This window comes from Sinomicrobium pectinilyticum, assembly GCF_003725735.1.
Classification (GTDB): domain Bacteria; phylum Bacteroidota; class Bacteroidia; order Flavobacteriales; family Flavobacteriaceae; genus Sinomicrobium; species Sinomicrobium pectinilyticum.
This window is the reverse complement of record NZ_RJTM01000029.1, coordinates 151,652-163,710: the sequence shown is the minus strand read 5'-3', so window position 1 is coordinate 163,710 and position 12,059 is coordinate 151,652. Positions and strand designations below refer to the sequence as shown.

Genomic DNA, 12,059 nt, shown 5'->3' with positions numbered 1-12,059 from the left:
GATTGATACAATTATAAGTATAAAGAAAAATAAAATTGTTACAACTCCTGCTATTTATTTGTTTTGTTTTTCATGTTCCAGCAGCCATTGTTTCCGGGGAATACCTCCTCCGTAACCGGTTAACTGTCCGTCCGCCCCGATAATCCGGTGACAGGGAATAATAATGGATATACGGTTATAGCCGTTTGCCCTTGCAACGGCCCGGACCGCAGTGGGCCGTCCCATGGCCATGGCCTGCTGTCCGTAAGTACTGGTCGTGCCATAAGGTACTTCAATAAGCTTTTGCCATACCTTCTGCTGAAAATCCGTTCCGGGAGTTAACAGGGGAATGTCAAATGCTTTTCGCTCTCCTCTGAAATATTCTCCTACCTGCTGTTCCGTAGATTCGAGATGGGCATTACTTCCGGAAATAATGACTGCCCCGAGCCGGCGGGACAAGTCCCTGAACTCATACTCCAGCATTCTGCGGTCCGTAAATTCAAGAAGACAAAGGCCCGTTTCCGTAGCACAGGCAAACATAGGCCCCAGCGGGGTGGTAAACCTGTGTATATAGATAACATTTCTTCCGGAAGCGTCTTCCGGGGGAACCCCGAAAATATTTTTAAAGGCCGAACCAAAACCGCTTAAAGATCCGTACCCGGAATCAAAGGCGGAATCTGTGACGCGGTTACCGTTTTTCAATTGAACAAATGCCGTGTTTATCCGGATCATCCGCTGGTATGCCTGAAAAGTAATCCCGTGATGTTTTTTAAACCACCTGCGGATTTTTTCGGGGGTGTATCCCATTTGGCGAATGTCATCATCCGAAATTTTCTTTTCGGGATCTGCTGCGGTCATCTGCATCAGTTCTTTTACATTTTCCGGAGGTTCATCTACATTCTCCATAGGACAACATACTTTACACGGGCGGTAGCCGTGCAACAGGGCATCTCCGGCAGTAGTGCAGAAGAATATATTTTCCTGTTTGGGCTTCCTCGCACGACAGGTAGCAATACAAAATATTTTCGTGGTCTTTACACATACGTAAAAAATTCCGAGATAACGGCTGTCCCTTTCGATAAGGGCTTTATAAAACCGTTCTATTTTATCATTCTCCGTTACCAGCATTTTCGAATATGTTTTTAAACGAACCCTCTGTCCGTATTTTGTCCGCCTGATGTTTCAATATATCCATTAACCGGGCATGCATAAAATTCCCCATACTGATCCGCCTGACCCCCAACCCGCGCAGCAGGTCAAAAGGAGGCAGGCCCGGCACACACATAACATTCACCGGGAGCGCCGTAGTAGATACAACACACCGTATATCTTCTTCCTCAACGATACAGGGGACAAACACCCCGTCTGCCCCCGCCTCCCCGTATAGTTTTGCTCTCCTTACCGTTTCCTCCCGGGGAGAGGGAGTCCCGAGGAGAAAAGTGTCCGTCCTCGCATTGATGAACATATTCATATCTTTCCGTTCCAGATATTTTTTTATTTCCCGGAGATATTCGCTGAAATCCCCGGCAGGAAGCAATACTCTCTCCTCTTCCATACGTGAGTCCTCTATATTTATCCCTACAACTCCCAGTTCGAAGAGTTTTTCCAGGTTCTCTATAACCCGGGATATCTCTCTTCCGTACCCTCCTTCGATATCCACGGACAAGGGCAGCCCGGTTTTAGCGGCGATCCGCTTTACCACAAACAGCAATTCGTCAAAAGACAGGTTTTCCCCGTCTTCATATCCCAGCATGTGGGAAATTGCGGCACTTGATGTTCCAAGAGCCCTAAATCCCTGCTGTTCCATGATAACGGCACTTTTCACGTCCCAGACATTACCGAGAAATAAAGGTACGGGCTGATCATGTAATTCTAAAAATTTTTCGTATCTGCTCATGATTTTTATTTTGAAACAAAGGGACAAAATACGGCATGAGCCTGCAACCGAAAAATTGACAAGTATTTTTTAAGTGGTGTCAGGAATTTAAGGCGGAACCCGAATTCCTGCTTTCGGGTCTATTATTTTCCACATACACCCTGGTTTTGGGAAGGCTATCGGGAAATTCTCTTTGCAGAAAGAGCAGCAGATGTTCGCGGACATATACCCGCAGGTCCCATCCGTCCGAAGAGTTCCGCGTGCTCATCAGGGCGCGTACCTCTACCCTGTTTTCTTTGGCATCGGTCACCTGCAGTACATTTACTTTACCGTCCCAGAGTTGAGAACTTTCCAGAAGCCGTGTAAGCTCTTCCCTGACCCTGTCAAAATCCACGGAATAATCGGTATAGATAAAGACCGTCCCCAGCAGTTCGGCACTTGTACGCGTCCAGTTCTGGAACGGATGCTCTATAAAATAAGTGGAGGGTACCACAAGTCTGCGCAGGTCCCATATTTTTATGACCACATAGGTAAGGGTAATTTCTTCTATACGGCCCCATTCGCCTTCAACGATAACCACGTCATCCATCCGGATAGGCTGGGTAAAGGCTATCTGCAGACCGGCAAGCATGGAGCCGAAGACTTTCTGCGCCGCAAGCCCGAGTATGATGCCTGCTATCCCGGCCGATGCAAAAATGCTGATCCCTATCCTGCGGATATTCTCAAATGACATCAATACAAAGGCTATAGCCACAAGAATAATAATAAATACGATAATCCTTTCGATAATGGTGTACTGGGTATAGAGTTTCCGCGAATGCAGGTTGTCCGCAACAGTAATATCCGTATGCCGCAGAAATATTCTTTTAGCCATATGCGTAGCTACTATGGCTGCCCAGGCAAAACTGGCAATAAGCAGGATCGCTCCCGCCTTTTCCATTATCCGTCCCAATTCCGCGTTAATCCCGTAAAACGTAGTTTTTAACATGGAAATGGTGAGGGACACAACAAAAATCAGGATGGGTAACAGGAATTTTTTGAGATTTTTCAGGGATATTTTCATAGCAAAAGTATTTGTTTGCCAATAAAATACGCAAAAAATCTGAAAAGACCTTCCCGAAATGGCGGGAAATACCGGGAACGGACTTTTCTGCCCGATCGTTGTTCCGTTCTTCTTTAATTTATTATTTTAGTAAGACCGCATTCCGTCAGATTCCGGGTTTCCCCCTGAAAAAACATCCTTTATGACGACCGACATCCATATCGACACGGAAAGACTTACCCGACTCCGGAAATACCTGCACCGCCACCCGGAAGTATCGGGAAAAGAACATGAAACGGCAAAGACCATACTGTCCTTCCTCCGGAAGCATACCCCGGACCAGGTTGTGACGCATCTTGGCGGAACTGGGATTGCGGCCATTTACAAAGGAACGGAAAGAGGGAAGACCGTGCTCATACGGTGTGAACTGGATGCTTTGCCCATTCCCGAGGTCAACACATTTCTCCATCGCTCAGGAACTCCGGGCATATCCCATAAATGCGGCCATGATGGTCATATGGCCATAGTTGCCGGGCTGGCAGTACTATTGCACCGTTATCGCCCGGAAAAAGGGCGGGTTATACTGCTGTTCCAGCCGTCGGAAGAAGATGGTAACGGGGCAAAGTGTGTTCTTGCCGATAACAGGTTCGGAGATATGGATCCGGATTATGTCTTTGCCCTGCACAACCTCCCTTCGTTCCCCGAGGGGCAGATCGTTATTAAAGAAGGGACATTTACTCCGGCGGTCCACAGTATTATCATCATGCTGAAAGGAAAGACCGCCCATGCGGGCGAACCGGAAAAAGGTATTAATCCGGCTTCTGCCATTGCGGATATCATCCGGCAATTCCAGGCCCTGGTGCAGCCGGATATAGCTTCCGATGATTTCTGTCAGGTGGCCCCCATATACCTCCGGATGGGTGAAAAAGCTTATGGTATCTCCGCCGGGGAGGGCGAGGTCCATTTTACCATCCGCTGTAAAGACAATAACAGGATGAAGACCACAGCCGGAACTGCCGAAAAGATCGCGAGGGAGACAGCACAGCGATATGGCCTGAAACCCTACATTTCCTGGACCCAGGGGTTTCCTGCAAATGAAAACCACCCGAAAGCAATCCAATATATACGTGAGGTCGCCGGACAACAGGGATTTGACCTGTATGAAAAAGACACGCCTTTCGGCTGGGGTGAAGACTTCGGACTGTTTACCCAGAAATATCCGGGGGCACTGTTCGGATTGGGAGCAGGAGAAAATACCCCTGCCCTGCACAATCCGGATTATGATTTTCCGGACGGGATAATTTCCACAGGGGTGCAGATGTTTTACCACATAATCCAAAAAATAATATCCGACAGATAATATGCACACTAATTCCACCATAGAATTAAGTCTTTCCGCACTGAAAAAGAACCTGCATTTCCTGAAAAGGACTTTAGGCCGGGACGTCAGGATATCTTCTGTGGTCAAAGGCAATGCTTATGGTCATGGCATACAAGAATTCGTTCATATGGCATCACGTTGCGGTATAGATCACTTTTCCGTTTTCGATTCCGACGAGGCCAGAAAGGTAAAGGAGGTCACGAAAAAAAATACGGAGGTAATGATCATGGGATTTATGGAAGACGATGCCATATCCTGGGCCATTGCCAACGGGGTCTCCTTTTTTGTCTTTGAGAAGGACCGGCTTCAAAAAGCCATTAAGGCGGCGAAAAGATTACATAAAAAAGCAGGAATACATATCGAGGTTGAAACCGGCATGAACCGTACGGGTTTCGGTATTCGGGAAATCCCGGGGGTAATACGGCTATTACAAACAGAAAAGGATCATCTGGAATTCAAAGGGTTATGCACACATTACGCAGGAGCGGAAAGTGTAGCCAATCATTACCGGGTTACAGAACAGATAAGGGTTTATAAAAAGGTACGCAGCCTGTTCAGCGGGGAAGGACTTGACCCTGAAATATGCCATACGGCATGCTCTGCCGCGGCTATGGTCTATCCGGAAACACGTATGGATATGGTGCGTATAGGTATTATGCAATACGGGCTGTGGCCCAGCCCTGAAACATTTGTCAGTTTCCTGAACAAGCGAAAGACCAAAACCGACCCGCTTTGCAGGGTCATCACCTGGAAAAGTGAGGTTATGAGTATCAAAAAGGTAAAAACCGGGGATTTCATAGGTTATGGTACTTCGTTCATGGCCCGGCAGAAAATGAAAATCGCCGTCGTGCCCGTCGGGTATTCCCATGGCTACAGCCGTTCTCTCAGCAACCAGGGACGGGTGCTGATACATGGCAGGAGATGTGTGGTCATCGGCACCGTAGGCATGAACATGATGATCGTTGATGTCTCCGAAATTCCCACCCTCAAAAAGGGAGATGAAGTAATGATGATCGGTACTCAGGGGAAGGACACTATGTCTGTAGCATCCTTCAGCGAATATAGTGACCAGCTCAATTATGAACTCCTGGCAAGGCTTTCCAAAAACATCCCGAGAAAAATAACTGACTGATTATATACCATTTATCGTTTTTTCGTATCTTTTAGAGCACTTTCAAGCTGTTTTTCCCATGGAAGAAAGAATAAAATCATTCCCGGAATTTTACAGGTTCTACCTTACGGAACACCGGAATAAAACCAGTCGTATTCTCCATTTTACCGGTACTTTCCTCGTATTTGTCCTGGTTGTTGTTTTTATTGCTACCGGCGGGGGCTGGGAATGGCTGCTCGTTCCGGTCGTAGGTTACGGATTTGCGTGGATCGGGCATGCTTTTTTCGAAAAAAACAAACCGGCTACATTCAAATATCCCCTCTGGAGCCTGATCTCCGATTTTAAACTTTTCTTTGAGATACTTGGCGGAAAGCGTTCTTTTGACAGCAGCAGGGATTGATTATGCCCGGTTGCTTCGGTACACCCTCCGCTTCGCTTGGGCACTCAGCAACCTCAGTTATGGTTATGTATCGTTGTCTATAGACTTTTTTAAATCCTTTTCATATTATCCGGCCCGTATAGAGGTGGTTGAGCAGCGGCCTGAAGGCCGCTGTATCGAAACCCAGGTTGCTTCGTTACATTTTCCTTCGGAAAACACTGAGCAACCTCATCTGGAAATTGTTAAATTTCGGGGAAAACATATCATCGTAAATCCGACAGCATTTGTCAACGTCCGGACTCCATAATCCGACGGTCCTTCCAGAACTACTTCGCCCTCACCGTCCATTCAAAATTAAACGTGGAAACCACGTCCCCTTTCTCATCCGTACCTACAGACTGCATCCAGAAGGTCTGCCCTTCTCCTGTTTCAAGGGTTTTCCGCAAGGCTTCTTCAATACGCTCCCCGTCGTTACAGGTAAAGGTAATCCTGCCCGTAGCCTTTTTGGAGAAATTAGCATTGTTATTAGCCACCAGCATGGATATTTTCTTGCCGGTTGCCTGTATTTTGGTTATTACCATTGCCCCGGTAGACAGTTCCGCCGCCATACCCTGAACAGCCCAGAACATGGAATTAAAAGGGTTTTGATTGATCCAGCGGTGACGGACGGTTACTATACAATCCTTTTCATCTATATACCTCACACGAACTCCGCACCACCAGGCCGAGGGTAACCTGAACATGGTAAAAACATTCAACTTTTTAGGGCTGGCTTTCATATATTCCTTTTTATGTTACAAGATATTGAAAATATCGTTACGGGTATATTCCCGCAACAATTAAACTACCCGTCATAACCGGACCGGCTCCCCGCTCACAAAACCTATTCCCATCGGAAAAACGCGGGAAAAACGCGCAACAACCATATAATTAATAAGTTATTCTATCATTACAAATGTTAATATAATGTTAATTTATAGTACTATGTTTTGCATAATACCTTTTTTTAGATATATATTTGCATAAGAAAATAATAGGTTATGGAATCGACTATCACTCAAAATCATAAAAATGTAGCAGCTATTATACACGCTTCTACTTTCTCCAAGTACATTGTACCATTCGGAAATTTTTTGCTGCCGCTTGTATTGTGGATGTCCAATAAAAAAGCATCCCCTTTTGTAGAGCACCACGGCAAACAGGCCATTAATTTTCAGGTGAGCATATTGCTTTACAGCATTGTACTGGGAATCGCAGTCTTACCCCTGGCATTTTTCACCACATGGGATTTTATCGGTTTCCATTCCCTTACAGATTTCGATACTATTAACATAGACACCGGTTTCCGTAATATTTTTAACCACAGTGAGCATTTTGTACTCTGGGGGGTGTATGGCATACTGTGCCTGTGTCTTTTCCTCTTTAACGTGATCTGTACTATCGTTGCCGCCATGCGGGCACACGAGGGTATAGCATACCGGTATCCGTTAACCATAAATTTCATTAAATAAGTCCATCATACATCATCATACATCATCAAAAAACGAACAGTTAATTAAAGCACTTATGAACTCATGAATATCGAAAACACAAAAGCGCAGATGCGGAAGGGAGTTCTGGAATACTGTATCCTGTCTATCCTAAGGGACCAGGACAAGTATGCCTCTGAAATACTGGAAACTCTCAAAAACGCAAAGATGCTTGTGGTAGAGGGAACAATATATCCCCTGCTCACAAGACTTAAAAATGCAGGGTTACTGAATTACCGCTGGGAGGAATCCACTTCCGGACCACCGCGTAAATACTATGCCCTGACCGACAAGGGAAAATTATTTTTAAACGAACTCTCTTCCACCTGGGAAGAATTACATAACGCAGTAACCATTGTAACAAGCCAAAAAACCTCAGACAATGAATAAGACGACAAATATAAACCTGGGCGGACTTTTCTTCCATATCGACGAGGATGCCTATATAAAACTCCGGGACTACCTGGATGCCATAAAGCGTTCCTTTACCGACTCGCAGGGCCGTGACGAGATCATTGCCGATATCGAGGCACGTATAGCAGAACTCTTTTCGGAAAAAATACAGAACGAAAGACAGGTCGTAGGTATGGCCGAGGTTGAAGAAGTTATTACCATCATGGGACAACCGGAAGATTATCTCGTGGACGATGAGATCTTTGAAGATCAGCCGAACCAGGAACCTTCTTCATCCTCTTCCTCAACCTCTCAAAACCAGAAAAGGACAAGCAAAAAACTTTTCCGTGACCCGGATGACAAATACATCGGCGGGGTCTCATCCGGACTGGGGCATTATCTCGGGGTGGATGCTTTATGGATACGTCTCCTATGGATATTTCTGGTAGTAGCGGGAGTAGGTTCCGGTATCCTCATCTATATCCTCCTTTGGATACTCGTTCCCGAGGCTTCCACGACCTCTCAGAAACTGGCCATGAAAGGTGAGCCGGTGAACATCAGCAACATAGAGAAAAAGGTACGGGAAGGCTTTGATGAAGTTTCCGAGAAAGTAAAGAATGTGGATTATAAGAAAATGGGCAATAAGGTAAAGTCCAGCTCCAGGACTTTCTTTGACTTCCTGGGGGATGTAATGACTGTACTGGTCAATGTGTTTGCCAAGTTCATAGGCATTATCCTTATCATATGTGCCGCAACCACTATCATAGGATTGTTCATCGGGCTGTTTACCGTGGGCTCCGTAGGTTTCATAGAAGGTCCCTGGACCCACTACATCGAAGTGCTGAACACCAGTGGAGTTCCGGTTTGGGTGGTATCGCTGTTTACTTTCTTTGCCGTGGGCATACCCTTCTTCTTCTTGTTCCTTCTCGGGCTGAAAATACTGGTCAATAACCTGAAATCCATAGGAAGTACAGCCAAATATGTTCTGCTTGCTCTCTGGCTTATTTCAGTGATCGGCCTTACGGTAATGGGGATCAAACAGGCAACGGAAAAGGCATTTACCGCAAGCTCTACGGAAACCAGGCAACTTTCCTATCCCATTTCCGACACCCTTCGGATAGAAGCGGAAAGTTACGGGTCGTGGGATGACAGGTATTACAACGAGCGTTTTGATATTGTCGTGAACAACGGTAACAAAAAGCTCTACCTGGAGGATATTAAGATCAATTTCACCGCCTCGGAAGATTCCCTCGGACGGGTAAAAATACACAAGAGTGCGGAAAGCAGCAGCTATGAGAAAGCCAGGGAAAAGGCAGCAGAAATAGAATATGACTTTTCCCTGAAAAACAATACGCTGTATTTCCCGGATTATCTGCTCACCAATTACGCAAACAAGTACAGGGAACAGGAAGTGGAAGTCACTTTATCCATACCCGAAGGTACGGTTATTTACCCGGCCCCTTCCCTTCGCAGAAAGCTGGGATACAGAAATGCCAATAATATGGGATATTCCAGCTATGACCTGCCGGGACATTACTGGAAAATGGGAAAAGAAGAGCTTCACTGCCTGGATTGTGAGGAGCAGGAAATACTGGACGAAGAAAAAACGACTCCCGATAAGGACGAAAGGATCCGGATAGATTCCAACGGTATCGATATAGATATCAAAGATGAAAACGGAGATAATTTCGAAATGAAAATAGACAAAGGAGGAATACGAATCAAGGCCGGAAACAAAAAAGATACCGTAGTATAACAGTTCATCAACCAAAAAATACAACTCGGCCATAAATTTTATAAAGACAATGAAGAATATTACAGTTTTGTAACAGAAATAATAACAGAAGACATCCATCAAATCATTTATCTATCAACCAAAAAACGAAACGTTATGACCACAATCGTCAAATTCTTAATCGCAGCAGCTCTCTCCTTTTTTCTGTCCTCCTGCCAGTTCGGAAGTATTGTAGGAGTATCCGGAAACGGCAATGTACAAACCGAAAAAAGAACGGCCTCCGTTTCCGGAGGATTCACCGCTGTAAAGGCAAGTAACGGCCTGGAGGTCCATATCCGGCAGAACCCGACCCATTCCATCACCGTAGAAGCAGATGAAAACCTGCTCGACATTATCCGCACCGAGGTACGGGGTAACGATCTGCATATATATACGGATAAGAACATCGGTAGGTCCAAATCCAAAAAAATCTATGTAAGTGCCCCGGAAGTCAGCGCCATTGCTTCATCCAGCGGGGCCAATATCTTTGTGGAAGACCTGCTCAAAGCAGATAAACTGGAACTGACATCTTCCAGCGGAAGTGCTATTCGCCTGGAGACGGAAGCCGATTATGTCTCCTGCGATACGAGCAGCGGTTCGGATATCCGCATTAAAGGCCGGGCCAATTCCATGCATGCCAGGGCAAGCAGCGGAAGCTCTTTAAAAGCCGGCGAGCTGGAAGTGGCAAAATGTGACGCCAAAGCGAGCAGCGGCGGAAATGTGTCCCTGTATGTGACCAAAAACCTCGTAGCAAGCGCCAGCAGTGGCGGGGATATCCGCTACTCCGGCAATCCCGCATCTGTTTCCGCGGGAAAATCGGTATCCGGAAGTGTCAGAAAAAACTGAGGAAACCTCCTGATTTCCGGTTTACGAGCATGTTTTTCCGGTAAATCCGAAATCGCAAGTCATATCTCAAATTCCTGTTGATTTCTTCTTACCAAGGGCATACAGTATGAGCAGAACGGATATCATGACAGCTATCCGGGCTATATAATCGCCATATTTTACGTAAAAAGTAAGTTTATCGTTAAGGGCCACTTCTCCACGGAGGGCTCCTTTCGTTTCATAAGGCAGGGTTTGCAGTACTTCTCCCCGGGGGTTTATAAAAGCGGAAATTCCCGTGTTGGCACTGCGGGCAACACTCCTCCGGGTTTCTATAGCGCGTAACCGCGCATAACTGAGATGCTGTTTATGTCCCTGCGAATTGCTCCACCAGCCATCGTTGGTGATGATGGCGAGGAAATCTGCACCTTTATCCACATAAGCCGTAACGAATTCGCCATAAATAGATTCATAACAGATAATAGGGGCTGCTGTCCCGTTTTCCGAAGTAAATACAGATCGTTCTTTCTGCACCCCCCGGGAAGCTACGGTACCGCCCAGGTCGATCATTATATTCCCCAAAAGCGGCTCCAGAACATTTTTAAAAGGAAAATTCTCCACGCCCACTACCAGTTTCGATTTGATATAAAATTGAAGACTGTCCGTATTATCGATTTGTACAGCTGCGTTATAAGCATCAAACCATCCGTCCCTCCCGAGCCTGTTCGCCGTTGGTGTCGGTTTTTCGATCTGGCCGTAACCACGGTAAAAATCCGCCCCGGTGATGATGTGCAGGCCGGGGTACTGTACGGACATCTGCTGCAATATGGCCTTTCCTCTGGACCGTTTAAACCTGTCTATGTCCACCCCTTCCGAAAGTGTCGTTTCCGGGGCTATGAGGTAATCGGTCTTTGTATCGACAAAATCTTTTGCCAGTTCTGTCAGGTTCCTGGCTACTACTTCGTTTTTTATACCGTATTTCTCGCTGTAAGGATCTACGTTGGGTTGTAAAACCACGATATCCGCCTTTTTATCCGCTATCTCGTAGTTCCCGTAAATAAAGAGGGAAATGATTACCGGAACAGCAATTATCAGTACGTTTTTTGCAATACCCCGTCTCAGGATGCTCCGCTCTCCTGTCTGCATGAAATGTACTGCCGTTTTGAACACACCTATGTTTACGATCCATATCCACAGGCTACCTCCGAAAGTCCCGGTATACTCATACCACTGTATCCAGGTGGGATATTCGGAAAAACCGTTACCGAGATTGAGCCATGGCCAGGAGAAATCCCAGTTGAGATGAAACTTCTCAAAAGCCATCCATATCGCCGGAAGAAACACCAGGTGTATCTTTGGCGGCAGTTTCCGTGCTACGAGGTGGAATATCCAGAACACCACGGTCATCAGCAGGGAATTGACCAGAATGGCAAAAGTCATCCCAAAAGCTGTCGAATACCATATCCACCAGGTAGTTATGGCATTCCACACTACAAAAGCCAGATAGGCATGGCCGAAAACCTTAAGCCCTTTTTTCCGGACTTCGGAAGTACGGATGTTCCTTTCTGCCAGCAGTAACGGTACAAAGGCTACGAACAGCATTACGGGGATACCGTTTACAGGCCACCCGGCGGCCAGTAACAGGCCTGAAGACAAGGCCAGGAGAAAATTGTTTTTTGTCATCTTACTGTATTTCCGGTCCGGTACGAACCTTTTGCTATCGTCTACAAACGGCCAAGTTACCAAAGTTTAACGAAACCCGTATTAAATAAT

Annotated in this window: 12 protein-coding genes; 7 read left to right on the top strand and 5 right to left on the bottom strand. The window is 46.1% G+C overall.

All coding sequences use genetic code 11. The features are described from left to right. Positions 1 to 54: 54 nt before the first annotated feature. The 3 genes from ED312_RS06085 to ED312_RS06075 all read right to left on the bottom strand — a co-directional run bounded on the left by ED312_RS06085 (position 55) and on the right by ED312_RS06075 (position 2,918). Positions 55 to 1,107 (bottom strand): bifunctional transcriptional activator/DNA repair enzyme AdaA, encoded by a 1,053-nt coding sequence (locus tag ED312_RS06085; protein WP_123215115.1) that lies wholly within the window; start codon positions 1,105 to 1,107, stop codon positions 55 to 57. Beyond that, the gene (locus ED312_RS06080) at positions 1,088 to 1,876 is read right to left on the bottom strand and encodes an isocitrate lyase/PEP mutase family protein (RefSeq protein ID WP_123215114.1); all 789 of its coding nucleotides are present in this window, start codon (positions 1,874 to 1,876) and stop codon (positions 1,088 to 1,090) included. The genes ED312_RS06085 and ED312_RS06080 overlap by 20 nt, the downstream gene beginning before the upstream one ends. Before the next feature lie 79 nt (positions 1,877 to 1,955). Continuing rightward, a complete protein-coding gene (locus ED312_RS06075; RefSeq protein ID WP_123215113.1) occupies positions 1,956 to 2,918 on the bottom strand; it encodes a mechanosensitive ion channel family protein in 963 nt (320 codons plus the stop codon). A 181-nt stretch (positions 2,919 to 3,099) separates the two neighbouring features. On the opposite strand from ED312_RS06075, the gene ED312_RS06070 reads away from it, so the two are divergent. From ED312_RS06070 to ED312_RS06060, 3 genes are read left to right on the top strand one after another with little or no spacing between them, the layout of a single operon-like run. Further along, entirely contained in the window at positions 3,100 to 4,257 is a 1,158-nt protein-coding gene (locus ED312_RS06070) for an amidohydrolase (protein ID WP_123215112.1), read from the top strand. A 1-nt stretch (position 4,258) separates the two neighbouring features. Then, the gene (gene alr / locus ED312_RS06065) at positions 4,259 to 5,410 is read left to right on the top strand and encodes an alanine racemase (protein ID WP_123215111.1); all 1,152 of its coding nucleotides are present in this window, start codon (positions 4,259 to 4,261) and stop codon (positions 5,408 to 5,410) included. A 58-nt stretch (positions 5,411 to 5,468) separates the two neighbouring features. Continuing rightward, positions 5,469 to 5,789, top strand: a complete 321-nt coding sequence (locus ED312_RS06060) for a DUF962 domain-containing protein (RefSeq protein WP_123215110.1) — start codon at positions 5,469 to 5,471, stop codon at positions 5,787 to 5,789. Between the two features lie 305 nt (positions 5,790 to 6,094). Here the strand turns inward: ED312_RS06060 and ED312_RS06050 are convergent, their stop codons facing one another. Next, on the bottom strand, positions 6,095 to 6,547 hold the full coding sequence (locus ED312_RS06050; protein ID WP_123215108.1) for a DUF4442 domain-containing protein: 453 nt from the start codon (positions 6,545 to 6,547) through the stop codon (positions 6,095 to 6,097). 261 nt (positions 6,548 to 6,808) lie between these two features. Here ED312_RS06050 and ED312_RS06045 point away from each other — a divergent pair, with 261 nt between their 5' ends. From ED312_RS06045 to ED312_RS06030, 4 genes are all read left to right on the top strand, one after another. Then, positions 6,809 to 7,279, top strand: coding sequence for a DUF4870 domain-containing protein (locus ED312_RS06045; protein ID WP_123215107.1), 471 nt, complete (start codon positions 6,809 to 6,811; stop codon positions 7,277 to 7,279). A 63-nt stretch (positions 7,280 to 7,342) separates the two neighbouring features. Continuing rightward, positions 7,343 to 7,687 carry a PadR family transcriptional regulator gene (locus ED312_RS06040; protein ID WP_123215106.1) on the top strand — a complete coding sequence of 115 codons (345 nt, stop codon included), beginning with the start codon at positions 7,343 to 7,345 and terminating at the stop codon, positions 7,685 to 7,687. Continuing rightward, a complete protein-coding gene (locus ED312_RS06035; RefSeq protein ID WP_123215105.1) occupies positions 7,680 to 9,446 on the top strand; it encodes a PspC domain-containing protein in 1,767 nt (588 codons plus the stop codon). Before ED312_RS06040 ends, ED312_RS06035 begins: the two co-directional genes overlap by 8 nt. A gap of 135 nt (positions 9,447 to 9,581) precedes the next feature. Beyond that, a complete protein-coding gene (locus ED312_RS06030; protein WP_123215104.1) occupies positions 9,582 to 10,310 on the top strand; it encodes a head GIN domain-containing protein in 729 nt (242 codons plus the stop codon). A 66-nt stretch (positions 10,311 to 10,376) separates the two neighbouring features. Here ED312_RS06030 and lnt read toward each other — a convergent pair whose 3' ends face one another. Continuing rightward, a complete protein-coding gene (gene lnt / locus ED312_RS06025; protein ID WP_123215170.1) occupies positions 10,377 to 11,969 on the bottom strand; it encodes an apolipoprotein N-acyltransferase in 1,593 nt (530 codons plus the stop codon). Between the last annotated feature and the right edge of the window lie 90 nt (positions 11,970 to 12,059).